Source organism: Solihabitans fulvus (genome assembly GCF_008386585.1).
Classification (GTDB): Bacteria; Actinomycetota; Actinomycetes; order Mycobacteriales; family Pseudonocardiaceae; genus Solihabitans; species Solihabitans fulvus.
On record NZ_VUOB01000076.1, the window covers coordinates 86,100 to 111,387 of the forward strand.

The window sequence follows — 25,288 nt, forward strand, 5'->3', positions numbered from 1 at the left end:
AGGTTCCCGTCATGGATTCGTCCTCGTTCGAGCTGTCGAGGCGCAAACTGATCGCGGTGGCCGGCGTCGCCGCGGCAGCCAGCGTCCTCCGGGTCCGCACCGGGTGGGCGACGGTAGGCCCTAGCAGCTACACCCCGAGCTGGTCGTCGGTCGACCAGCACCCGCCGGCGCCCGAATGGTTCCAGGACGCCAAGTTCGGCATCTACTACCACTGGGGCGTCTTCAGCGTTCCGGCGTTCGGCAACGAGTGGTACCCGCGCAACATGTACATCGACGGTTCGGCCGAGAACAACCACCACAAGTCGGTGTACGGCGACCCCTCGTCCTGGCCGTACGAGAACTTCATGCTCGGCGCGCGAGACAGGGCCGGCAACCAGGTGCAGTTCGCGCCGAAACTGAAGTCGGCAGGCGGCAACTGGGACCCGAACGAGTGGGCACAGCTGTTCGCCGACGCCGGCGCGAAGTTCGCCGGGCCGGTGGCCGAACACCACGACGGCTACTCGATGTGGAACAGCACCGTCAACGAGTGGAACTCGGTCAGGACCGGCCCCCGGCTGGACCTGCTGCGCCTGCACGCCGACGCCATCCGCGCCAAGGGCCTCAAGCTGGTGACAGCCCTACACCACGCGTACCACTTCAACGGCTACTACGACCACGTCCCGAACCAGCCGACCGAGTCGCTGCGGCGGCTGTTCGGCCAGAACGGCCGGGTCGCGGAGAACCAGCTGTGGTACGACAAGCTCAGGGAAGTCGTCGACGGCTACCAGCCCGACCTCGTCTACCAGGACTTCGACCTCGGCCTGGTCGACGAGTCCCAGCGGCTGAACTTCCTCGCGCACTACTACAACCAGGCGGTGGCCTGGAACAAGGACGTGGCCGCCACCTACAAGGACGGCTTCAACAACCACGGTGAGGTCTACGACTTCGAACGCGGCGGCCCCACCAGCCTCCAGTACCCCTACTGGGAGACCGACGACAGCATCTCCAGCTCCAGCTGGTGCTACACGGTCGGCATCGGCTACTACACCACCAAGGCGATGCTGCACTCGCTGGTCGACCGGGTCTGCAAGAACGGCAACCTCCTGCTGAACATCGCGCCCATGGCCGACGGCACCATCCCGGACGCGCAGAAGGCGATCCTGCTGGGCATCGGCGACTACCTGAAGCGATTCGGCGAGTCCATCTACGCCACCCGAGCCTGGACCGTGTACGGCGAGGGCCCAACGCAGATGGGCGGCGGCGGGCCGAAAGAAGGCACGAGCCAGGACATCCGGTTCACCCGCAGCAAGGACAACACCGTGCTGTACGCGACCGCGATGGGCTGGCAGGGCGGCACGCTGACCATCAACACCCTGGGTTCGCAGACCGACCTCAGGACGCTGACCTCGGTGCAACTGCTCGACTCCACTCCGGGCTCGTACGTCAACCTGCCCAACCACACCCAGGACGGCTCCGGCCTGCACATCACGATGCCCTCGGCCAACCCTCCCTTCGCCGCGCTGGCGTACGTGGTCAAGCTGACCTTCTCCGGCCAGATCCCCACACCGGGCGCGGGCTCGCTGCCCACCAGCTGGGCGAAGATCGCCAATGCCGCCACCGGCCTGGCGCTGGACAGTGGCGGCAACGTCGCCTCCGGCTCGGTGCTCAAGCAGTGGAGCTACGACGGCAGCACCAACCTCCAGTGGCAGTTGGTGGACGCCGGCGGCGGCTACTACCGGATCGTCAATCGCACCAACGGAATGGTCGCCGACAGCTGGGGCAACAGCGCCAACGGCGCGAACTGCATGCAGGCGTCGTGGAACGGCGGCAACAACCAGCAATGGCGGTTGAACAGCCTCGGCAACGGCCGCTACCAGATCATCAACCGCGGCACCGGCACGGCCCTTGACGGCATGGGCAACAGCACTGTCGGCTCGACCGTGGGCATGTGGGCACCCAACAACAGTCCCAACAACCAGTGGACCATCACCGGAGCCTGACCGCCTTGCGGTTCGGCAACCCTGTGGATGCCCGGCGGCCGCGCATCGGCCGCCGGCCATCCATGCGGGACGGAAGGCCGTCACGGGCCTGTGGCACCCGTGACGGCCTTTCGTCCAGTTAGGACAGTCGTCCGAATCGGACGTTCACGCACCCGTCGACGGGGCGACCGCGCCAATCGTCAGCAGCAGGTTGGCGTAGTGACGGTCGTCTCCCGAGGCGACGCAGATCGCGACGTCCGGCTCGCGACACACCTGGTAGAACGTCGACCGGTCGACGGTGGCGAGCGGGACACCGGGGCCGAGAATGTCCTGGTACCGCGTCCAGAACCCCGGTGTCGACCCGTCATCGGGGCGCATCGCCGTCGCCGACTCGACCGGCACCGCGGTGAGCAGCGTTGTCAGGATCTCGTCGACCGCGATCAGGCCGGGGCGGAGGTTCAGATAGATCCGCTCAGCCCCGGGATACACGTTGGTCGCGTGCGCGTAGTTGGCGTCGGCGATCACAACGCGTGAGCCGTGGCCGGCACTCGCCAAGGCGCCGATCAGTGGCGGATGCAGCAGTGGATAGCGCAGCACTACTCGATGTCCTTCCAGTTGTGGATCTGGAGCTTAGAGCTCCTAACACGATGGCGTCACTCCGTCGGACAGTCATTGTGTTCGGAGCTCTAAGTCGGCGCCTTTGACGCGAGCCCGTCCGGCCGGGATGGCTGCTATGTCGACTCACGCACCACCAGCTCGGTGTCCAGCACCACGCGGCGCGGGGTGGCCGGCCCGCCGATCATAGACACCAGCTCGCGGGTCATCCGCGCGCCCATCTCCTCGATCGGTTGGCGCACAGTGGTCAGCGGCGGCGCGGTTCGCTGGCCGAGGGGCAGGCCGTCGAACCCGATGACAGCCACGTCGTCGGGCACCCGCCGGCCCGCCCGGCGCAACGCGCGCAGCACGCCGACCGCCATCAGGTCCGATGCGGTGAAGATGGCGTCCACGTCCGGCCTGCGATCCAGCAACCTGGCCGTGGCGTGCTCGCCGGAACCCTGGCCGAAGTCACCGAACACGACCATGCCTCGATCCGGGCGACCGGCCTCGACCACCGCCTGCCAGTAGCCGCGCAACCGGTCCGCGCCAACGGTCATGTCCTGCGGCCCGGCCACCGTGGCGACCTTGGTCCGCCCCGCCCCGATGAGGTATCGGGTCGCTCCCTCCGCGCCGCCGCGATTGTCGACGTCCACATAGGAGTGCCGATCGGGCACCTCGCCGTTGTCCGGCCGTCCGCCGAACACCAGGGGAATGTCGAGCCAGTCCAGGTCGAGTGGGCGGCGGCCGTGCATGCTGACCACGAGCGCGCCGTCCACGTGCCGGCCCTTGAGGTACCGCGCCACCCACGTCCGGTGGTCCTCAGTGGAAGGAACGGCCAGCAGCACGAGTTGCATGCCCGCGTTGGGCAGCTCCTTGCTCACGCCGGACACCACCCGCGCGAAGTACGGGTCGGCGAACAACCGCAGCACGTCCTCGCACACGATCAGAGCGATGGATCCGGTGCACGGTGGGGTCGCCGATCTCGCCGCCCGCTGGCGGGCGTAGCCGAGTGTCGTCATGGCGGATTCGACCTGCGTCCTGGTTTCCGGGCGGACTCCCGGGAAACCGTTGAGAACCCTGGATGCTGTCGCGACCGACACTCCTGCGGCACACGCGACATCGGCCAGGGTCGGCCGGACGGCGGGCAACTCGACCACGGACACGTTCCACCTCCCAAGACATCTTCGTCCAGTGGCAGCCACGGTCCAAGACCACGTCTCGTCAAGCATAACCTGTTGTCGGGTAAAAGAAAGGGTGCCGCCGGAGCGATCTCAACGGCGGCACCTCGGCCGGGCGGAACACCGCGGCGCGACCATCACGAGATCGCGACCAGGTCAGGACGAACGAGACATTCACCCTGCCGCGCACACGGCACCATTGAGGTAGAAGACGGTCGGTGCCGGCGCCTGCCCAGCGCTGGTTCCGTTGAACCCCAACGACACCGAGCCGCCGTTGGCCGCAATGACGCCGTTCCAGGCCGCGTTGGTCACGGTCACGTTCGACCCGTTCTGGCTCCAGGTACCGTTCCAGCCGCTCTGAACCGCCTCACCCGGGTCCGGCCAGGCAAAGGCGAGCTGCCAGCCGTTGACCGCGGCCGCCGCCCGGTTGGTGACAGTGACGTTCGCGCCGAACCCGCCGGGCCAGCTGTTGGTGACCTCGTAGTGCACGGCGCAGTTCGCGTCCGACGGCGGTGGCACGGTGAACGTCACCGGCGGCGAGGGCAGCGACGGACTGCCCTGGGTATCCTCGGTCACCACGTTGTAGCTGTAGGTCGCGCCGATGGTGAGTCCCGCCAGGTTCACTGTGGTGCTTGTGGTGGTCGCGGCGACCGTGTTTCCGTTGCTGGTCAGTTGGTAGACCTGGTACTTGCCAACCGGATAGCTGCCCGCGGTTCCCGCCGGCCAGGTCAACGTGGCCGTTCCCGAGGTGTTCGAGGACGTGTCGGACTTGAGGTTCGACACGGTCGGCTGGCCGGGCGCTCCCGGCGCGGTCCCGCCCGAACCGCCACCACCAGGAACCTGGACCACGGTCAGCGAGTACGGCGACACCGTCACCGAACTCGCCGACGACTGTGTGCCGCTGGTGATCGAGGTCGCGTTGTTGGCGAGCGTGAACACCGTCGGCGCGCCGGACGGCGTGAAGTTGTTGTACGTCAGGTTGACCGTGTATGCAGTTCCAGGGTCTTCGTTGTCGATCAGGACGTTGACCCCGCCGTTCGCGCGGCGGACGGCGTGCACGCGAAGCAGCGGGTTGGACGACGACGAGGTGACCAGCTGGTCGCCGGGCGAGGTGAGCTTGGACAGCATCTGGACGCCGTAGTACGGCGAGAACGCGGTGTTCACCGGAGGTTCGGTGACCCCGCTCGAACTGCCGCCACTGGACAGGAGACCCTGGTCGCCGTAGTCCTGCGCGCCGTTCACGACGCTGGGCGTGCCGGGACCGTTGTGCTCGTTCCACCAGTCGACGTTGGTGGTCCCGTTTTCCAGCCACGTCAGGTACATGTCGGCGGCGAACAGGGCGGCCGGCTGGGTGTTCATGTCGACCGTCGAGTTCGTCTCGGTGACGACGATCTTCACCTTCGCGGGGTCGACGTGGGCGTACTGGTTGATCTGCGAGCGCAGCGTGGACACGATGCCGGGGATGCTCGCCGGCGTGGTGAGCATCTGTGCCGCGTTGGCGCCGCCAGGGTAGTAGTGCACGATGACGCAGTCGGTCTTCGCGCCGAGGATCGACAACACGGTCTGGTTCCACGGCTGCGGGCTGGTGGACGCGTTGGTCACGCCGTCCGGCCAGTAGCCCGGCGTGGTGAGCACGGCGCACGCGTGGATGTCCTGGCTGGCCGACCTCATCGCCGAGAGGTAGGACAGGACGTTGTTGGCGTACGTGGTCGGACCACAGTTGTAGGTCTGCGAGGGTGCGCTGCCCACGGTGACCGGCCGGCCGGAGGCGTCGGTGCAGTGTGCGTCCGCTTCCCAGTTGGCGCCATAGGTTCCGTTGCCGTAGACCTCGTTGCCGACCTCCCAGTAGTTGATCCCGTCGTTGTTGGTGACCGCGTTCTGCACCCACGACTGGGCCAGCGCGGGCGTTCCCGTCCCGTAGTTGACCGTGATGATCGGGTTGGCCCCGGCGGACCGCGCCGTCCGCATGAAGTCGGCGAAGCTGGTGTTGGGCGCGACGAATCCACCCTGCGCGGTGTTGGTCTGCCAGTTGAAGATGTCGGCGTAGGAACCGCCCGGGTAGCGCAGCGCGGTGATGCCGGCGGCCTTGACCAGGCCCGGGATCACCGAGTCGTTCATGTGTCCGTCGTAGACGGCGGTGTTCAGGCCTATCCCGTTCGACGGAACGGCTCCCACTCCCGCATCGGCGTTGACCGTGACGGCAGCGGCCGCCGCTGCGGCGGGGGTGGGGGCTGCGGACGCAGGGTACGCCGCCATCCCCGTCGCGGCTGTCAGCACCGCGACGAGCAGGTGCCGGCGCATTCCGCGTGATCTTGACGTGATCGTCGACATTGACACCACTCCCGCTGTCGCACACAGACACAGTCGCTCTGCTGTCGTACCGCCACCGGCCTCCGGGCGTCCAGCCCGGCGGCGACGAAGGATCGTCGAAGCGCTTCGACACGCATGTCAACACGGCAGTCCCGCCGCCGTCGAACCATGAAAGTTACATCGCCCGACCACGCCGCCTCGAACAGGCAAGGGGACGCCCCGACGGTCGGAACGTCCCCGTAGCCACCTGACCTACCCCGCGACTCAGCTGCTTGCGACGACCGTGCAGTCAGTGCCGCCGAGCCGGAATCCCGAGGCGCCGGGCGACGCGGGGCCGTTGGCCGTGAAGCTGACGGTCGCGCTGGCGCCCGACGGCAGGCCGGGAGCCCACGACGGGGCCTTGGCGGTGATGGTCTGCGCCTGCTGGGACACGGTCGCGTTCCATCCGTTGACCAGTTGCACGCCGGCGGGAACGGTCCAGGTGGCGATCCAGTTCGATACCGACTGACCGCCGGTGTTGGTGAACTTCACCGACGCCTGGAAGCCGCCGTTCCACGAGTTGTCCAGGTGATAGCCCGCCGTGCAGGCACCAGGCGGGGGCGGCGGACCGCCGGAACCGCCGTCGACGGGCGGGATCAGGTACGGCGTGAGGTAGGCCTGCTTGGCGGTGTTCACCGTGGTCCAGTCGTCGTTGAGAATCCCTCCCGTGTCACCGGAGTTCGGGTTCCACGACCAGTAGGTGAAGTCCATTCCGGACGGTCCGGCGCCCGCGTAGCGCAACAGCTCGCGCAGCCACACACCGTCCCGGCTGTCCTGGAGGGTGGTGCCGAACTCGCCGAGCAGGACCGGTGCGGTGCCCTGCTTCTTCAGGTAGCCGAAGAAGTGGTCCCACAGGCCGGGCATGTTCGCGGGGAAGGACGGGTCGCTGAACCACGGCTGAGCGAACACGGACGTGGCGTATTCGTGTGCCGAGTAGACAAGCTTGTCCGGCTTGCTCAACCGGACGGGGAACTGTCCGGCACCCGACAGGTTCCCGCCCCACCAGCCGCACTCCGGCGCACCCGTGCCGGCGACGCAGTCGACCCCTTCGACGATGATCAGCCAGTCCGGGTTGACGCCGAGGATCGCGTTGCCGGCGCGTTCCGCCGCCAGCCGCCAGTCCCGAGCACTGTCACCGCAGCCCCAACAGGAACCGCCGCCGCCCTGGATGGAGTGCGGCTCGTTGTGCAGGTCCGCGCCGACCACGGTCGGATTTCCCTTGTACCGTGCGGCGAGCGCCTTCCAGTCGTCGATCCATCGGCTCTCCGGGTACGCGCTGGTGTACCACAGCGCCGACTGCGCGCCGGCGTCCGGACGGTGCCGGTCGAGGATCACCCGCATGCCGCGCCTGCCGGCCTCCGCGATCACCTTGTCGATGATCTGGATCCCGGACAGGCCGGCCAGGTCAGGGTTCTTGGCCAGGTCGATGCTGTTCGGCGTAGACCCCGAGTCCAGCATCTGGTTCGAGTACGGAACGCGGATCGTGTTGTAGCCCAACTGGGCCATCTGCCCGATCATGTCCTGGTAGTTCCTGGTCCACAGGCCATGGAAGGTGAAGTTGGCCGTCTCCGGACCGAACCAGTTGATCCCGGTCATCCGCACCGGGCTGCCGGTGGCGTCGACCAACTGGGAGCCACGCGCGGACCAGTAACCGGTACCGGTACCCGTACCGGCCGCCGATGCGGACGGGCTCGCCACCACGAGGGCTGCGAGCGCGACCGCTCCGGCGATCAGGCACGTCATTGTGCGTGAACGCTTCATCAGAACGCCTCTATCGTCGGAGTCTGGGAGCGCTTCCAGACTCCAGGTCAGGTAAATGCTTGTCAAGCTCTCCGTCTGTCGTTAGCGTCTCTTGGGAGCGCTCCCAGACCACCCTGCTCGCAAGGAGGCGACGGATGAGACTGCGCGCGTTATTCGAAGGACGAAAACAAGCCAGTGCCCTTGCGGTGGGCACCGTGCTTGCCATGGCCGGTGCCACCGTGCTGCTCGGCGGACACCCCGCCGGAGCCGCGCCTGGCTGCCAAGTCGACTACACCATCACCAACCAGTGGGACACCGGCTTCGGTGCCAACGTCACCATCACCAACCTCGGTGACCCGATCACCGGCGGCTGGACGCTGACCTGGGACTTCCCTGCCACGCAACAGGTTCAGCAGGGTTGGAACGGCGACTTCGCCCAGCAGGGCAGCCACGTCACCGTGAAGAACCCCTCGTGGAGCGGTTCGCTTGGCACCGGCGCGACCGCCACGCCCGGTTTCAACGGAACCTACTCCGGCACGAACCCCAAGCCGACGTCGTTCAAGCTCAACGGCGTCACCTGCAACGGTACGGTGCCGCCGCCCACCTCGACGACGACCACGACCACCACGACAACGACCACGACGACCACCACCACGACGACCGGTCCTGGTGGCGGATCCCGCGTTGACAACCCGTACGCCGGCGCGGGCGTGTACGTGAACCCGGACTGGTCGGCGAACGCGACGGCCGAGCCCGGCGGAGCCGCCGTGGCCAACCAGCCGACCGGTGTGTGGATGGACCGGATCGCCGCGATCGCGGGCACCACCACCGGACGGGGCCTGCGGGCCCATCTCGACGGCGCGCTGGTGCAGGCGAACGGCAAGCCGTTGGTCGTCCAGCTGGTGATCTACGACCTGCCCGGCCGCGACTGTGCCGCGCTCGCGTCCAACGGCGAACTCGGCCCGACCGACCTGCCCCGGTACAAGTCCGAGTTCATCGACCCGATCGCGGCGATCCTGGCCGACCCGAAGTACGCCAGCCTGCGGATCGTCAACACCGTCGAAGTCGACTCGCTGCCCAACCTGGTCACCAACGTGACGCCCAGCGCCACGGCCACACCGCAGTGCGACACGATGAAGGCCAACGGCAACTACCTCACCGGCATCGGCTACGCACTGGCCAAGCTCGGGGCCGTCCCGAACACGTACAACTACCTGGACATCGGCCACCACGGCTGGCTCGGTTGGGACAACAACTTCCAGCCTGCGGTCCAGATGATGGTCACGGCCGCCACGTCGTCGGGCAGCACCCTGGCCAACGTCCAGGGCTTCATCAGCAACACGGCGAACTACGGCGCGCTGCACGAGCCGTACTTCACCATCAACGACACGGTGAACGGCACCTCGGTCCGCCAGTCGAAGTGGGTGGACTGGAACCGGTACGTCGACGAGCAGTCCTACGCCCAGGCGTTCCGCACCGCCGCCATCCAGGCGGGCTTCGCCTCGAACATCGGCATGCTGATCGACACGTCCCGCGACGGGTGGGGCGGCTCGGCGCGGCCCACCGGCGCCGGCCCGATGACCTCCGTGGACACCTACGTCAACGGCGGCAGGATCGACCGCCGGTTCCACCTCGGCAACTGGTGCAACCAGTCCGGTGCGGGTCTTGGCGAGCGGCCGGCGGCCGCACCGGCGCCGGGCATTGCCGCCTACGTCTGGATGAAGCCGCCGGGCGAGTCCGACGGTTCGTCCACGGCGATCCCGAACGACGAGGGCAAGGGCTTCGACCGGATGTGCGACCCGACCTACGGAGGGAACGCACAGAACGGCCACAGCATGTCCGGCGCGCTGTCGAACGCGCCGCTTGGTGGGCACTGGTTCTCCGCTCAGTTCCAGGAGTTGCTTCGCAACGCCTACCCGCCAGTGCACTGACGAGGAAACGGATTCAGAGCTCCTAACACGATGGCNNGGCGTTCGACTGGGAGTGGCGTCCAGGTGGTGCGTCGCAAGGCGGAGGAGCCCCTCATGGCGGAGCCATGTGGGGCGACGACAACGCCGCGAGGCGCCGCCTGGGCGTCACTCCGTCGGACAGTCATCGTGTTAGGAGCTCTCAGGCCGTGGCCGGGCACCCGCCCGGCCACGGCTTTCGCCATTTCACGGGCTCATGACGAGGATGTGATCTTCATGGCAGTCCAACGATTTCCCCGCGCCGCGGCACTGTCGGCGGCCTTGCTCGTGGCCGCCGCGCTGCCGACGGCCAGCATCGCCGCGGTGGCGGCCGACGCACCGGGTGTCACCGTCACGGTGAACACCAGGGCCGGGTTGGCCACCGTGCCGGACACCGCTCTTGGAGTCAACCACGCCGTCTGGGACAGCGAGCTCGGCACCGACTCGGTGGCCGATCTGCTTGGCTCGGCAGGGGTGCGAATGATGCGCTATCCCGGCGGTTCCTACGGCGACATCTACCACTGGAAGGACAACACCGCGCCCGGCGGGTACGTCGCCCCGAACACCGACTTCGACACGTTCATGGGCGGTGTCCGGCGTGCCGGCGCCCAACCGATCATCATCGCCAACTACGGCACCGGCACGCCGCAGGAAGCCGCCGACTGGGTGCGCTACGCCAACATCACCAAGGGGTACGGCGCGAAGTACTGGGAGATCGGCAACGAGCTCTACGGCAACGGCCACTACGGTGCCAACTGGGAGGCCGACAACCACACCGACAAGAGCCCGACCGGGTACGCCACCAAGGTGGTCGAGTACGCCGACGCCATGAAGGCGGTCGACCCGACGATCAAGGTCGGCGCGGTGCTCACCACTCCGGCGAACTGGCCGGACAACATCGTCGCGAACGGTGACGCCGCCTCCTGGAACCAGACCGTGCTGTCGATCGCCGGCCCGCACGTCGACTTCGTCATCCTGCACTGGTATCCCGGCGGTACGACCGCGCCCGCGATGTTCGCCACGCCGAACCAGGTCGGCGACATGATCTATCTGGCACGTCAGCAGATCGGCCGGTACGCCGGGGCGAATCCCGGCCGGATCGGCATCGCGCTGACCGAGATGAACCCGCCGTTCGGGCGCAACACCCAGCCGGGTGCGCTCTTCGCCGCCGACGCGTACTCCGCGTTGTTGGAGAACGGCGTGTTCACCGTCGACTGGTGGGACACCCACAACGGCCCAGGGGCCCTGTCCACGGTGGCCGGCTATCCGGACTACGGCGACCTCGGCCTGTTGTCCAGTGCCGGCTGTCTGCCGGACAAGACCTGCGAACCGGCGCTCAACACGCCGTTCGCGCCCTACTACGCCCTGAAGATGCTGAGTCTGTTCGCCCGTCCCGGCGACCAGCTCGTCCGGGCGGGCAGCAGCGACGGCCTCGTCGGCGCGCACGCCGCACGCCGACCGAACGGCGACCTTTCCGTGCTGTTGGTCAACAAGGACCCCGACAACACAAGGACCGTCACCCTCGACTACGCCGGCTACTCCCCCGCCGCGGCCACCCCCGAGGTGCAGACGTTCACCAACGGGGCGACCGCCATCGCGAAGACGGCCAGCGGCACCTCGACCAGCCAGACGCTGCCGCCGTACTCGTTGACCACGATCGTCCTCCATCCGGCGTCCGTGCCCACCGGCCCGCCCAGCACGCCCGGCGCACCAACGGCGAGCTCGGTGACCGACCGGACCGCGACCATCACCTGGCCGGCTGCCACCGCGGGCGGCAGCCCCATCGCCAAGTACGAGATCTACCGTCAGGTCGGCGCCACCAGTGAACAGTGGGGCGAGACGCCCGGCACCTCCTTCACCGTCGGCAACCTCAACCCGGGCAGCCGGTACACCGTCAACGTCCTCGCGCGCGACACGGCAGGCGCGGTCTCCTGGGCCTCACCGCCGCTGACGATCACGACCGGCAGCCCGGCGACCAGCACGTGCCGGATCCATCTGTCCAGCGCGGGCGACTGGGGCAGCGGATTCATCGGCGGCATCGACATCACCAACACCGGAACCGCGCCACTCAACGGCTGGACCCTCGCCTTCACCTGGCCCACCGGCGCACAACAGGTCTCCAGCGGCTGGAACGCCACCTGGGTCCAGAACGGGGCGACCGTGACCGTCACCAGCACCAACGACAACCGCACGATCGCCCCGAACGCGACCGTCAACGTGGGCTTCGTCGGCAACTACGGCGGCCCCAACATCCTGCCGACCGCGTTCACCCTCAACGGAACGCTCTGCACCGCGGTGTAGGCACGGCGGTGTGACGGCGGACAGCCCAACGGCCAGGCCACCGGCGACTGGATCGCCGGTGGCCTGGCCGTTCCTGCTTCCCCGGTCAGCTACCGAACAGCTGGACGTGCAGCGAGAACGCGGTCGCGATCTCCGCCTGGGCCCAGAACCGGTGGTAGGTGAGCGTCGGCGCCGGCCCACCGTCCAGGTAGGACTGCACCTTCGGCCACTGCGGGTCGTTCTTGTAGAAGGACCGCATCGACAGGAAGGTGCTGTTGGAGTTGATCGGGTCCCCGTTGGGCATCTTCCCGGTCCACCCCGGCGGCACGTACACGCCCTCACCGGTGGTGGCGTTGTACGTGGCGTTGAAGCGGCTGTAGTCGGTCCGGGTCTCCGGGATCGCGATGCCCAGCGAGTCCGTGTGCTGGGTCAGGGTGCTCAGCAGCGCCTCGCCCGTGGACTTCGCCGGCGCGTCGCCGGACTTGGCCGCGTAGTTCAGCAGGGTCTTGGCCAACGAGGCCGCCACCCCGACGTCCTGGCCGTAGTTGAGCACCTGGACGTGCAGGTTGGCGTTGGCCGTCGGACCGGTCGGGTTCCAGGTGTCCGGCGCTCCGGTCCACGCCAGGTCGGCCGGGATCTTGAAGCTGGCGCCGGTGGTGGTGTTCGCGATCGCCCACGGAACCCACTTGTCCAGGACCTTCTTGGCCCGCGCGTCCCCGGTCTGCTGGTAGTACGACGCGACCCGTTCCATGTCCCAGACCTGGAAACCGAACCAGCGGTTGCTCGGCGGGTCGTGCCACACCGGGTTCGGGTCGTACGCCATGCCGTAGAACGTCGGCGAACCCGTCGGCGGCGTGCCGTACTGGCCGTCCCAGCTGTTGGTCGCGCCACCGGCGATGCCGCCGTCGCTGGACTGGAGCCACTGGAGGAACTCCAGCTGCCGGCCAAGGCTGGTGGCCCAGTCGGAGGCACCGGTCGCGGACGCCGGCTTCAGGCCGGGGTCGTTGGCCAGTGCGTAGGCGGCCAACGGGTTCTGGTAGCCCTGATGGCTGGCTCCGTCACCGATGCGCCACGCCCAACCGGCGGACGTGTCGGTCGCCCCACCCCATGCGTAGTACCACGACAGCAGGTAGTGCATGCTGTCCTTGCCGCTGCCGGCAGGGCAGTTCGGGCTGGTGCAGTTGCCGATCTTCTTGAAGTACTTGTCGAACATGGCGTACCGCAGGTAGTCGCCCATCTTCGACGCCTTCTTCGTCGTCGCCGCGACGTCCGCGCCCTTGCCCTGCGCGGTCGCCGCCTGCTCGGCGAGGTAGGCGACCTGCACTGCCCGCGCGTCCGCGTCGGGAGCGTCGGTGTATTTCCACTGCTTGGAGTACGACGAGTCCTTGGTGAACAGGTCGAGGTACCCGTTGGGGCCGCCGAACTTGAACGTGTCGCAGGACGGCTGCGGGATGGTCTCCCACACCGACTCCGACGAGCCGCGCTGGTAGGTGTTGATGTAGGCGGGCGCGGTCGTGCCGTCACCGCAGTGCCCGAACCCGTAGGTGTTGTCGACGTCCAGCAGCCAGTGCATGCCGTAGACGTCCGAAGTGCCGTACGTGGACGTCAGCTCGGACGCGATCGGGTCCTGCCCGACCGCGACGCCGCTTTGCAGCTGTGCCGGGTAGTTGTCCATCCTCGGCCCCTCGGCCGCGTACGTCGCCGGCTTGCCCGCGTTGTACTTGTCGTTCGTCGGCTGGTCGGCGTGCGCCGGGATGGCGTACTTCTCCAGCGACGCCCACGCGGCGTTGAACGGCGCCCAGTCGCCCTGGATCTGACCGTAGGCCATCTCGAGCCACAGGTAGTAGCTGAACGCCTCCGACGTGGTCTCGTGCCCCTGGTCCGGGGCCTCCACCATCAGCGTCTCCACCGAGTGATACGGCACCAGCAGATCACCGAACTTGCGGAAGTACCCGCTCGCCGGATCCTTGATCTTGTTGTACTGGGTGAGGAACGCCATCTTGTACTCGGGCGTGTTCGGGTCCACCTCGGACGCCGTGACCGTCGCCGACGTGTAACCGGTCGCGCTGGCCGTGAACGTGGCCTGTGCCAGCGCCCCGCCGTTGTTGGCCGACGAGATGGTCACCTGCTGCGCGGTGCTCCAGTTCGACGTGTCGAACGTCAACTGGGCCGGTGCCGCGGTGAGATCCGCGCTCCCAGATGTACGCGCCACGGCGACGGCGACCGAGGCCGACGGCTGGGTCGCCAGTTTGACGTCCACGGTGGTCGAACCGCCCTGTTTGACGCTCACCGTCCCCGGCGAGGCCAGGATCGTCGGCGCGCTCAGCACGGTGACGGCCACCGGAGCCGAGATCGTCGACGCTCCCTTGTCGTCGTATGCCTTCGCGCTCAGCGAGTACTGGCCAGCGCCCGCACCCGTCCAGCTGTACTGGTAGGGCGCGGAAGCGGCCGTGCCAACCAGGGTGGTACCGGCGTAGAACTCCACCTTGCTGACCGTGCCGTCGCTGTCACTGGCGTTGGCGGCCAACGGAATCGCGCTGCCGAGGGTGTAGCTTGAGTTGTTCGCCGGGCTCGTCAGGCTGACCGTGGGAGGCACGTTCGGGCCGACACACGTCGTGCCGTTGACCGCGAAGTCCGTCGGCGCCCGGTTCGCGCTGCCCTTGCTGCCGTTGAACCCGAACTGGACCGACCCGGCGGCCGGAATGTTCGCGTTCCAGTCGGCGTTGCGCACCGACACGGCCGCGCCGTTCTGCGTCGGAACACCGTTCCACAGCTGGGTGATCCGCTGGCCGTCGGGGAACGTCCACGCGAGGGTCCACCCGTTGATCGCCGCCGAGCCGACGTTCTTGATCGTCACGTTGGCGCCGAAGCCCGTGTCCCACTGGTTGGTCAGGGCGTAGTCGACCGAGCAGGACAGCGCCGCCGGGGCGGCTGGTTGGGCGGCGGCCAGTTGGCCAACCGCTATGAGCCCCGCCGCCACGAACGCGGGCAGGACGCGTCTGAATCTCATTACCTTTTCTCCTCCTGGCGATGTGACAACGACGCTCGAGGCGTCGGCACGCGGCCGGCCCGGTCACCCGTGGAAGCGCTCACGCACTCGGGTCCCGCCGACGGGCGCCCTCAGGTTCCAGTTCGTCCAGTGGGCGTCACCGCCCGGCTGGCACCACCACCGTGAACGCGGCGGTGTGCTGCTGACCGTCCACTTGGAACTGCGCGAACAGTCTCCAGGTGCCGCTCCCGGGGAACATCGCGTTCGCCGTCAGCAGTCCCGCGCTGTCCTTGCCGGTGGAGAAGGCACGTGTCAAAGCAAGGTCGCCGACCCGGAACGCGGTCAGGTGCGCGTACCCGTCAAGGAATCGGTCGACGTTGTCCACCTTCTTCCCGCCGCGCGCGATGCTGACCCCCACGGGCGAGGACACACCGGCCCGCGGCTGCCCGGTCCAGCCCACCGCGAACCCGTCCACTGTCGTGGTGGTCGCGGCCGAGGGCAGCGGGGCGTCCTCGGCCTGGCCTTCGACGGTGAACGGCCGCGAGAGCGTGTGGCGCAAGGGAGTGCCCTGGCTGGAGTCCGGCGCGGCGAACGTGACGAACGCCCGGTACGAGCCGGCCGACAGGGCCGGCAGCCGCGCGGCCCAGGTCCCGTCCTCCCGCATGGCCGGATCGAGCAGTCGGTAGCCGGAAAGGTCCGAACGGATGACGTAGAGGACCACGAGCCTGCTCTCGTACGGTTGGTAGCGCGTGACCGCCTTGCCGTCGGATCCGTTGATCCGGAAGGTCACCGTGTCCGGCGCCGTCATCCCGGCGGCCAGCGAGTACCCGCCCGCAGTGGCGAACAGGCCGGTCCCGCCCGGTTCGGCGTCCGCCACCGCGGGCTCCGTCGGCGCATTGGCCATGCTCATGTCGGCCATTCCGGGCATGTCCGCCATCCCGGAAGGCATCTCGTGACCGCTGCGCGGCGTCACCGGCGTGGCGCAGGCCGCCAACCCGGTCAGGACTGTCAACACCGTCGCCACGGTCGTGGCCAGGCGGCGGCGCCGGTTCGACGCGCCGCCGCCTGCCGTGCTCACGGACTCTGACATGTGACGCTCGGGGGCGCCGGAGTCGTCGCGGAGTTGGCGGTGAAGCCGAAGGACGCGCTGCCGCCGGGCGGCAGGGTGCGGTTCCAGTCCGTGGACTTCACCGAGGCGAGCGATCCCGCCTGGGTCAGCGTGCCGTTCCACGCGCTGTTGATGGTCTCGCCGTTGGCCAACACCCAACTGGCCGTCCAGCCGTACATGCTCGACGTGGTCGGGTTGGTCACGGTGACCTGTGCCTGGAACCCGCCGGGCCAGGTGCTGGTGGTCGAGTAGGTCGCGGTGCACGGGGTGGCGGGTGGCGGCGGTCCGCTCGTGCCGATCCCGGTGACCTCACCGTGGCCGCCGTCGAACACCACGTCGGAGCAGCCGTAGAAGGTCTCGGTGCTGTCCGACCGAGCCCAGACGGAGTAGATGATGTGATTGCCGCTCTTGGTCACCGGCAGCGTGGCGTTCCAGGAGTAGTAGCTGCTGACACTGCCCGGGTTGCCGACCGACGGCGGGTCGGTCACCGAGGAGAACGGCGCGGTCTCCATGTCCGCCCACGTCAGCGGCTTGGTCTGGTCCCAGCCGTCCTTGGTGATGTACAACCGGAACGTTCCGGGATGGGCTGCCCACTTGTTGTACCTGAACTGGAGGTCGGCGCCTGAGGTCAGGTGCGTCTTCGGCCAGTCGCCACTTGGCAGGTCGAAGCCGGCGAAGTCGTAGTAGTTGCTGTTGCCACTGCACAACTTCCCGTCCGGGATGAAGCCGACTGTGCCGCCGCTCGTGCTGCCGCTGCGGTTGCCGACGGCGAACCAGTTGTACAGCGAGTTGGGACCGCTCCGCGCGACCGCGGCCTGGCACGCGGGGTTCTGCGGAACGATCTGTCCGGTCGAGGTGATTCCGTCCTCGTAACAGAGGAAGGTACGGCTGCCCGCGATCATCATCGCGCCATGCGCCTGCGCGGGGGCGTCGGCCAGCAGAACCAGGCTCAACGCCGACGCAACCATGATCACGGCAGCGGCCCATCGGGATCTGAGTCCGCGAGTTCTCCGCATGATTGGACCTCCACTCGCTTCTCTGAGAGCGCTTCCAGAATCGGGGTTGCATGAAGACGGTGTCAATACCGGATTAAGAATGAGAAATTCCTGGGAGCGTTCCCAGGAGCGGATCCAGTGACTGACAGAGACCTGCTTCGCCTGCCGCAACCTGGCGGCACAGCGAAGCAGGTCTCCGCGCCTTACGAAGGCAGGCTAGGCACGCTGGAGTTGGAACAGTTGGTTGGCGCTACCGGCATAGGTCGACTGGGAGATGTGGGCGCCGTCGGCGGTGGACGACCCCAGAGCACCCATGGTCAGGCCGCTCTGTTTGTTGGTGAGGCTCACCGCCCCGTTGCCCCTGTCGACCACCAGCCACTGCTGGCTCGCGGCGTTGGTGTCGGGCTGCTGGGTGATGTCAGCCCCGCTGTTGTTGTTCGCGACCTGGAGAACCAGGCCGCTGTGCCGCGCTCGGACCCGGTAGTAGCCACTGCCGGAGTCGATGAAGTCGAACTGCTGGTTCAGGCCGCCGTTGCTCCGCCACTGGATCAGCACGCTGCCAGCGGCGGTGGACGCGCCGTAGATGTCCGCGAGCTTGCCGCTCTGGGTGGACACCAGGTGGTAGTTCACGCCGACCTGCACCGGACCACCGGGTGGCGGCGGGGTGCTGGAGTCGAACTGCGTGAAGAACTTCCAGACCTCGCCGGACGTCCAGGTCTGCCAGCCGTCGCAGGTGCACCCGTCGCGGGGACCGGGGTCGTGACCCGCGCCGTCGAACGCGGCCCACACCACCGGATAGCCCGGCTTGCACCCCGAGTAGGCGGTGACGACGTGCGTCAGGCTGCCGTACGCGGGCTCCGGCGGGTTCTGCGGCGTGCAGCCGTTGTTCCGGACGAACTGGTCACGCAGCGCCCGTCCTCCGGAGATGGACAGCACGTTGTCCCTGAGGCCGTGCAGCCCCATGTACGCGACGGGCTGGGTACCGCCGCTGCACCCGCTGAGATTCGCGCCGGAGTAGACCGCGACCGCGCGGAAGACCGTCGGCCGCGCGCAGGCGAGCGCGTAGCTCATCGCCGCACCGTAGCTGAAGCCGCCAGCGAAGACCTGCGACGCGTCGACGCACAGGTCCCCTTCCAACTGCCTGAGCAGGTCGTCGATGAAGGTCACGTCCTGGCCGCCGGGGTTGCCCCAGCCGTTGCCGTTGCCCTGGGGTGCAACGAAGATCGTGCCGTTGTTGGCGTTGTCGGCCAGTCGCCTGAGCCCGTAGTAGGACCAGTTGTAGCCGTCGGTGCCACCCGAGTCGACGTCGTTCGCGGTGCCGCCAAGCCAGTGCAGCCCGACGATCAACCGGTACGGGTGGTTGTTGTCGTAGTTGTTGGGGATCCTCAGGATATAGCTGCGGTTCTGGCCGCTGCTCTGGATGGTGTGCGACCCGCTCGTCAGTGTTGGGGCCCTCCCACATCCGGCGGTCCCCGCAGCGGCCTTCACGCCGCTGGCCTGCGCGGTACTGGCCTGCGTAGCGCTGGCCCGCGCGGTGGTGGCCTGCGCGGTGCCGGCCGCGGTCAGGACGAGGAGCGCCCCGACCGCGAAAGCACCGAGCAGAGATCTGTACCTCGACATCAGGCGACTCCCTCTGGTGTTCGGATGTTCCCTGTTCTCCAGGACCGGGCTGCGACTAGGCAGGCTGGAATTGAGCGAGGTGGGGGGCGGTCCACTTCTGGTTGCCGCCGCCGTTGCAGGTCCACAGGATCACCTGGGTGCCATTGGCGGTCCTGGCCCCGTACACGTCGAGGCACAGCCCCGACTGGACCGAGGTGATGGTGCCGTCCGCGTTGAGCCGCCATTTCTGGCCGGGCCCGCTGTCGCACGAACCGATGACCGCCGCCGTGCCGGCACTCGTGCCGCCGCCTTCCGCCGCCAGGCATCGCCGCGAGTCACCGGTGTAGACGGTCAGTTCGCTGGCGGTGGTGGACGTCCAGGTCTGGTTCGACGCGCCGTTGCAGTCCCAGATCTGGAGCCGTGCGCCGGGTGTGGTCGACTGGTTCGGCACGTCAAGGCACCGCCCGGCGCCTACGGCGTGCACCGGACCGCTGGAGCCTCCGGTACCGCCGCCGCTGTTGTCGAGGCCGAGGAAGGAGATGGCGTACGCGAGCATTCCGGGCTGCGGCAGGGTATGGCCGGCACCGGCAATGCTGACGCCCTCGACCGGGGCGCGCGTGCCGGTGTCACCGTAGCGGGTGCGTGTCCACGTCGACTGTGGATGGTCGGTGAACACCGGCGTCTGGCCAAGACCGTGCAGGTTGGTCCACTGCCTGATCTCTCCGCTGAAGTTCGGGTAGGCCAGCGTGGTGTCCTGGTCGCCGTGCCACAGCTGCATCCTCGGGTACGAACCGGTGTAGCCGGGATACATGGAGTGGGCCAGGCTGCCCCATTCCTGCGCGGACTTGACGACGTTTCCGCCGGCGCACTGGCTGTTCCACAGTGATCCGTCGGTGGTGGCGAAGCATCCGGCCGGCACGCCGGAGAAGGCGGCGCCGGCCGAGAACACGTCCGGGTACTCGGCGGCCAGGACGTTGGTCATCATGGCTCCCGAGGAGAAGCCGCTGACCACGATCCTGGCCGGGTCGACGTTGTAGCGCTGCCGAGCCCAGCCGACCATCGACATGATGCCCGTCGAGTCGCTGCCGCCGTTGCGAGTGAGGCCGGCCTTTGTGGACACGTCGAAGCAGTGCCCGTCCCGGGTGGCTTCCGGAACGACGATGACATACCCGTACCGGTCGGCCGCCGTCGCGTAGTCATGCCCGTTGCCGTTGAAGATCGCGCCCGCCGAACCGCCGCAGTAGTGGACGAGAACGAGCAACGCCGGCTTGGGTGCCACCGCGTCGGGCACGTAGGCGTACATGTTGAGGTTGGTGGGGTTGTTTCCGAAGCCGGTGATCCGCGTCAACGCGGCGGCTGACGCCGAACCGGCCGTCAGCACCATCGCGCTGACCGCGAGTGGCAGCAGCAACACCACTGCCAGCAGGGTGAACACCATTCGTCTCATCAATGACTCCCTGACGAGTACCGGCCGCCACCGCCCCGTTCGAACCGAGGGGTGGCGGCCGATGACCACTGAATCCTGTCCCGGCAGGCGGGCTTCAGACGCGTTGCAGTTGGAATCGCTGGTTGGGGTTACCGGTGAGGGTCCATTGGGAGATGCGCGCGCCGTCGGCGGTCGACACCTGCCACACGTCCATGGCCAGTCCGCTCAGCCGGTTGACCAGGCTCACGACACCACTACCCTGATCCACCGGCCGCCACTGCTGGCTCGTCGCGTTGGTGTCGGGCTGCTGCGTGATGTCGGCGCCGCTGTTCGGACTGGCCACCTGGAGCACCAGACCGCTGTGCCGCGCCCGGATCCGGTAGTAGCCACCGCCGGAGTCGACGAAGTCGAACTGCTGGTTGAGACCGCCGGTCACCGAGGACTGGACCAGCGCGGCACCCGCCGCGGTGGAGGCGCCCGCGATGGTGGCGGCCTTGCCGCTGTGGCTGGCCGTCAGCCGGTAGTAGACGCCGGTCTGCACCGGTCCTCCCCCACCGCTGACACCGCCCAGGGCTGCGAGCACGGCGTCATAGGCCGGCTTCTTGTTGCCGTTGCGGTCGAACAGCAGCGGGCTGTCGCCCGAACGCCACGAGTCGCTGTCCCGAATGCCCCACGTGGTCATGCCCGTGCACCTCGGCACGTTCAGGCACGCCCGGGTGGTGTTGGTGTACGCGGTCGACGAGGCCTGCGCGATGTCCAGCTCCGTGAGCTGCACGTCAACACCCAGCGCGGCGAAGTTCGACAGCGTCGTCTGGAAGGTCCCGGGCGGACCGCCGTTGCCGAAGTGCGACTGGAACCCCACGCAGTCGATCGGCACGCCCCGGGACCTGAAGTCCTGGACCATGCGATAGACACCCTGGGTCTTGGCCGCGTTCCAGTCCTCGATGTTGTAGTCGTTGTAACACAACTTCGCCGCCGGGTCCGCCGCACGCGCGGTACGGAACGCCTCCTCGAGGAATCCGGTGCCGAGCACGTTGCGGAACACCGAACTCCGCAGCTGACCGCTGCCCCCGTCCTCGAACGCCTCGTTGACGACGTCCCATGCGTAGATCTGTCCCCGGAAGTGGCCCATCTCCCCGTTGATGTGGTTGTTCATCACCGTGCGCAGCGTGTTCGCGTCACCGATCGAACTGACCCACCCCGGCAACTGCGAGTGCCACACCAACGTGTGACCGCGCATCCGCTGCCCATGGGCGCGGGCGTGACTCACGATCTGATCGGCCGAACCGAAGTTGAAGTTGTTCCGGGACGGTTCGGTGGAATCCCACTTCATCTCGTTCTCGGGAGTGATCATCGTGAACTCCCGATCCAGGATCGTCGAGTACTGGGAATCACCCAACCGCCCGGCCGCCACCGCCGTGCCGAAGTACCGACCGGACTGCGCCGCCGCCGCGCCCAAGGTGCCCGCAGCAGCGTCAGCCGTGGTCGGCACGAATGCGAACGCGCTGGCCGTGGCCAACACGAGAGCCGCTCCGCGAGCGAGCGACCAGCGTCGCCGTCGCAGAGAATGAGCTGTAGTCGGCATTGTTCTCCCTGTCTTCTGCATCGGACCTGCTCTGGTCGGTCGTTGAGATCCTTCTTGTGTGCCGCCAAGGGATCCGTCGGACCTGAGATCCGTCGGACCTGGCGGGGCGCACGCGGAAGTGGGACGCAGAATGACGCGCACGTCGACGTCCACAGTTCACAGTGGACAGTCGACTCGGTCAGCGACAGCTGTGGTCCGCAGGAGGCCGGCTCGAGCGCCGGAACTCGCGGTGTTCAAGGCCTGGACGGAATCGCCCGGTCCGGCCATGGGCAAACACTTCACCGCACATGAGAACCCCATCATCGTTGACGGCAAGATCATCATTGACGGCGAGCACCTGCGAGCAGCAGGGGTGCTCGATTAGGCTCGTGCAAATATTCATGTCACTCATGTGAACGCTAACACGTCCTCATGTTAACGAACAAGCGCCTGACCTGGGTACTATGTTTGAAAGTTTCATTCCTCGGAAGCAAGTTGTGATCGTCCACAGTGGACAGTCGAGGTCGAGTCAGCGACCTCCGGCGAGGCGCGACGAAACTGTTGCCAGCTCCCGGTTCGGCGTATTACGCTCCGCTGAGGAATAGTGTTAACGCTAACGTCGGTTGTTCGCCCACGTAACGTTCGCCTGACGTCCATCGAGAGCATCGGTCACGCCCAGCCGTGCGCCAGGTTGTTGCCGGCCCGGTTGCGTGAAAGTCCCGGCGGAGCACCGCCTTGCCGTCGTTCGGACGGGCGGGTCCGCCCCGCGGCGGAACCGGATTCCCCACGTCACCTTCCACCTCGATGAAGGGTGCGTTCATCGTGACACCTCCGTTCCAGCTCGCCCCGCTCCAAGCCCTCGCCCCCACCGACCGGATCGCCTTCCAACAATTCGGCGCCGGCCCGACCGTCCAGCCGAGCGCCAGCCAGATCCACCACGCCATCCAGGAGTGGGCGGCCCGACGTCCACACACGACGGCTGTCGAACACCTCGGCGCCGCCATGACCTACCGCGAACTGGACCACGAGGCGACCATGCTTGCCGGCACGCTCGTCGACCTCGGCGTAAGACCCGGCGATCGGGTGGGCCTGTTCCTCACCCGGTCGATCCCGATGGTCGTTGGCATCCTCGCGGCCCTCAAGGCGGGCGCCGCGTACGTGCCCCAGGACATCCGGATCACTCCCGCACACCACCTCCGGCACATCGTGCGCACCGCCGGCATCGACGTCGTGCTCACCACCAGCGAACACCAGTCGGACCTGCCGCCGGAACTGGCCACCGTCGTCGCGATCGACACGGCACCCGGCAGGCCCCTGACCGCGCCCGCCACTGGCGAGGTCGCGATGGTGATCTTCACCTCCGGCACGACCGGGCAGCCCAACGGGGTACGGGTGACCCACGCGAACCTGTGCAACCTGCTGCTCACCGAGCCTGGCTCGATCGGCATCGGGCCGGGCACCCGGGTCGCGCAACTGTTGAACATCGCGTTCGACATGGCCGCGTGGGAGATTCTCGGGACCCTCGCCAACGGCGGCACGCTGGTCATCCGCGGCGACGACATCCAGCAGGCGGCCAGCAGGGTCGACATCGTCATCGCGACGCCCAGCGTCCTCGCCGGACTGGATCCGGACGCCTGCCGCGATGTCCACACCGTCGCGGTCGCGGGAGAACGCTGCCCGGCCGCGCTGGCGGAAACCTGGTCCCGCCGCGCCGCGTTCCACAACGCCTGTGGACCCACCGAGGTCACGATCGTCAACACGATGTGCCGGCACCGCCCCGGCCAGACCCCGAACATCGGCCGGCCCGTGCCGAACACCACCGTGTACGTGCTGGACGACCAACTGCGACCATGCCCCATCGGCGAGGTCGGGGAAATGTGGGCCGGCGGCGCGTGCGTGACCGCGGGCTATCTGGGCAACGAAGCGCTGACGGCGCAACGCTACCGGCCGGATCCCTTCCTTGGCGACGGCCACATCATGTTCCGCACCAGGGACCTCGGCCGGTGGACGTCGGACGGGCACCTGGAACATCGTGGCCGCACCGACGACCAGGTCAAGGTCGGCGGCTTCCGCGTCGAACTGGACGCGGTGACGTTCGCGCTTGAGCAGAGCCAGGGGTGCGTGCGGGCCTCCACCGTGCTGCACGACGGCCGGTTGGTCGGGTTCGTCAGTCCGGCCACCGTGTCCCCGGAACTCGCGCGCCGGGCGACCGAGCTGTTGCTGCCGTACTACTGCGTGCCCACTCTGGTCATCCCCGTCGACCGGCTGCCCGTCACCGACCGAGGCAAGGTCGACCGGCGTGCCCTGTTGTCGGCGCTCGACACGGCGGAGACGGTGGCGTGACGGAGATACCTGCCCGGTCGGTGCCCATGCCGACTGCCGAGCGGTCGCTGCGAGCCAGGCTCCGCCGCCGCCCGTTCACCCACCACAACCGCCTCGCCGCCGCTGTCGTGCTGGTGAACCTTGCCTGCCTCACGGTCGACGCTTCGACCATGGTGGTCGCCAACTTCACGCTCGCCGTGCTGATCCGCCAGCAGTACGTGATCAACCTGCTGTTCCGACTCGCGACGGCCGCGCCACGCCACTGGCCGCTGCGGGTGCGCTGGACCTTGGGCAAGGTCTACCACTTCGGGGGTCTGCACGTGGGTGCGGCGGCGTGCGCCACCGCCTGGTTCCTCGTTCTCGCGGCAAGCACGCCACCGCGTTTTCTCACCTGGACGATCGCGGTCGTGCTGGTCGCGATGATGGTGTTCGCGCTGCCCGCGCTGCGGGCACGCCATCATGACCTGTTCGAGCGGACTCACCGATTCGCCGGTTGGACGGTGCTTGTCCTGTTCGCCGTTCACTCCGTCAGCTACGGCAGCTCGGCGGTCGGCTGGCTGCTCGTGGTCGTCGTGGCGAGCGTGGTGCTGCCGTGGCTGCGACTGCGCCGCGTGCCGGTGCGGATCGTGCGTCCGTCACCGCACGTGGCGATCGTGCACTTCGACTACGGCGTCACGCCGTTCGCCGGATCGTCCACCTCGGTGAGCCGGCATCCCCTGCTGGAGTGGCACTCCTTCGCCAACGTGCCAACACCCGGCCAGGCCGGGTTCCGGCTGACGATCTCGCGGGCCGGTGACTGGACCGGCGCGCTGGTCGACGATCTGCCCACCCACGTGTGGGTCAAGGGGATCCCGACCGCCGGGGTGGGCAACATCGACAAGCTCTTCACCAAGGTGGTGTGGGTCGCCACCGGCAGCGGCATCGGACCGTGCCTGCCCCATCTGCTGTCCGGCGACACACCCGCACGCCTGGTGTGGTCGACCCGGCATCCTCGACGCACGTACGGCGACGCCCTGGTCGACGAGATCCTCGACGCACAGCCGGACCCCATCGTCTGGGACACCGACAGCCATGGCAAGCCCGACATCGTCGCACTCGCGTACCACGCGTACCGCGAATCCGGTGCCGAGGCCGTCATCTGCATCTCCAACAAGAAGACCACCTGGCAGGTCGTCGAGGAACTGGAATCCCGAGGGATCCCGGCGTTCGGCGCGATATGGGACTCCTGAGGTGACCA

At 67.9% G+C, this 25,288-nt stretch carries 16 protein-coding genes; 6 read left to right on the forward strand and 10 right to left on the reverse strand.

The genetic code is table 11. The annotated features are described in order from the left end of the window. The first annotated feature begins 11 nt into the window (after positions 1–11). Positions 12–1,979 (forward strand): alpha-L-fucosidase, encoded by a 1,968-nt coding sequence (locus F0L68_RS36475; protein ID WP_149854463.1) that lies wholly within the window; start codon positions 12–14, stop codon positions 1,977–1,979. Between the two features lie 144 nt (positions 1,980–2,123). Here the strand turns inward: F0L68_RS36475 and F0L68_RS36480 are convergent, their stop codons facing one another. From F0L68_RS36480 to F0L68_RS36495, 4 genes are all read right to left on the reverse strand, one after another. Further along, entirely contained in the window at positions 2,124–2,555 is a 432-nt protein-coding gene (locus F0L68_RS36480; protein ID WP_149854464.1) for an RbsD/FucU family protein, read from the reverse strand. A 134-nt stretch (positions 2,556–2,689) separates the two neighbouring features. After that, positions 2,690–3,718 carry a LacI family DNA-binding transcriptional regulator gene (locus F0L68_RS36485; RefSeq protein WP_149854465.1) on the reverse strand — a complete coding sequence of 343 codons (1,029 nt, stop codon included), beginning with the start codon at positions 3,716–3,718 and terminating at the stop codon, positions 2,690–2,692. 189 nt (positions 3,719–3,907) lie between these two features. Then, positions 3,908–6,034: a cellulose binding domain-containing protein gene (locus F0L68_RS36490; protein ID WP_188317024.1), complete on the reverse strand. Its 2,127-nt coding sequence runs from the start codon at positions 6,032–6,034 to the stop codon at positions 3,908–3,910. A 273-nt stretch (positions 6,035–6,307) separates the two neighbouring features. Then, positions 6,308–7,843 carry a cellulase family glycosylhydrolase gene (locus F0L68_RS36495; RefSeq protein WP_149854467.1) on the reverse strand — a complete coding sequence of 512 codons (1,536 nt, stop codon included), beginning with the start codon at positions 7,841–7,843 and terminating at the stop codon, positions 6,308–6,310. A 203-nt stretch (positions 7,844–8,046) separates the two neighbouring features. Here F0L68_RS36495 and F0L68_RS36500 point away from each other — a divergent pair, with 203 nt between their 5' ends. Together F0L68_RS36500 and F0L68_RS36505 are read left to right on the forward strand one after the other, a co-directional pair. Further along, positions 8,047–9,753, forward strand: a complete 1,707-nt coding sequence (locus tag F0L68_RS36500) for a glycoside hydrolase family 6 protein (RefSeq protein ID WP_276313918.1) — start codon at positions 8,047–8,049, stop codon at positions 9,751–9,753. 252 nt (positions 9,754–10,005) lie between these two features. Then, positions 10,006–12,069: a cellulose binding domain-containing protein gene (locus tag F0L68_RS36505; RefSeq protein ID WP_149854469.1), complete on the forward strand. Its 2,064-nt coding sequence runs from the start codon at positions 10,006–10,008 to the stop codon at positions 12,067–12,069. An 85-nt stretch (positions 12,070–12,154) separates the two neighbouring features. Here F0L68_RS36505 and F0L68_RS36510 read toward each other — a convergent pair whose 3' ends face one another. From F0L68_RS36510 to F0L68_RS36535, 6 genes are all read right to left on the reverse strand, one after another. Continuing rightward, entirely contained in the window at positions 12,155–15,058 is a 2,904-nt protein-coding gene (locus F0L68_RS36510) for a glycoside hydrolase family 48 protein (RefSeq protein WP_149854470.1), read from the reverse strand. 136 nt (positions 15,059–15,194) lie between these two features. After that, positions 15,195–16,127: a DUF8832 domain-containing protein gene (locus tag F0L68_RS36515; protein ID WP_149854471.1), complete on the reverse strand. Its 933-nt coding sequence runs from the start codon at positions 16,125–16,127 to the stop codon at positions 15,195–15,197. Beyond that, positions 16,112–17,113: a lytic polysaccharide monooxygenase auxiliary activity family 9 protein gene (locus F0L68_RS36520; RefSeq protein WP_223199464.1), complete on the reverse strand. Its 1,002-nt coding sequence runs from the start codon at positions 17,111–17,113 to the stop codon at positions 16,112–16,114. The genes F0L68_RS36515 and F0L68_RS36520 overlap by 16 nt, the downstream gene beginning before the upstream one ends. Positions 17,114–17,356: 243 nt before the next feature. Beyond that, positions 17,357–18,760 (reverse strand): RICIN domain-containing protein, encoded by a 1,404-nt coding sequence (locus F0L68_RS36525; RefSeq protein WP_188317025.1) that lies wholly within the window; start codon positions 18,758–18,760, stop codon positions 17,357–17,359. Positions 18,761–18,815: 55 nt separating this feature from the next. Then, positions 18,816–20,186 (reverse strand): extracellular catalytic domain type 1 short-chain-length polyhydroxyalkanoate depolymerase, encoded by a 1,371-nt coding sequence (locus tag F0L68_RS36530; RefSeq protein ID WP_188317026.1) that lies wholly within the window; start codon positions 20,184–20,186, stop codon positions 18,816–18,818. Between the two features lie 94 nt (positions 20,187–20,280). After that, positions 20,281–21,750, reverse strand: a complete 1,470-nt coding sequence (locus F0L68_RS36535) for a glycoside hydrolase family 10 protein (RefSeq protein ID WP_149854475.1) — start codon at positions 21,748–21,750, stop codon at positions 20,281–20,283. Positions 21,751–21,979: 229 nt separating this feature from the next. Here F0L68_RS36535 and F0L68_RS44670 point away from each other — a divergent pair, with 229 nt between their 5' ends. The 3 genes from F0L68_RS44670 (at position 21,980) to F0L68_RS36545 (ending at position 25,280) form a co-directional block, all read left to right on the forward strand. Further along, the gene (locus F0L68_RS44670) at positions 21,980–22,114 is read left to right on the forward strand and encodes a hypothetical protein (RefSeq protein WP_276313919.1); all 135 of its coding nucleotides are present in this window, start codon (positions 21,980–21,982) and stop codon (positions 22,112–22,114) included. A 437-nt stretch (positions 22,115–22,551) separates the two neighbouring features. After that, positions 22,552–24,072 carry an amino acid adenylation domain-containing protein gene (locus F0L68_RS36540; protein ID WP_223199456.1) on the forward strand — a complete coding sequence of 507 codons (1,521 nt, stop codon included), beginning with the start codon at positions 22,552–22,554 and terminating at the stop codon, positions 24,070–24,072. Further along, positions 24,069–25,280 carry an FNR domain-containing protein gene (locus F0L68_RS36545; protein WP_223199457.1) on the forward strand — a complete coding sequence of 404 codons (1,212 nt, stop codon included), beginning with the start codon at positions 24,069–24,071 and terminating at the stop codon, positions 25,278–25,280. Before F0L68_RS36540 ends, F0L68_RS36545 begins: the two co-directional genes overlap by 4 nt. The last annotated feature ends 8 nt before the right edge of the window (positions 25,281–25,288 follow it).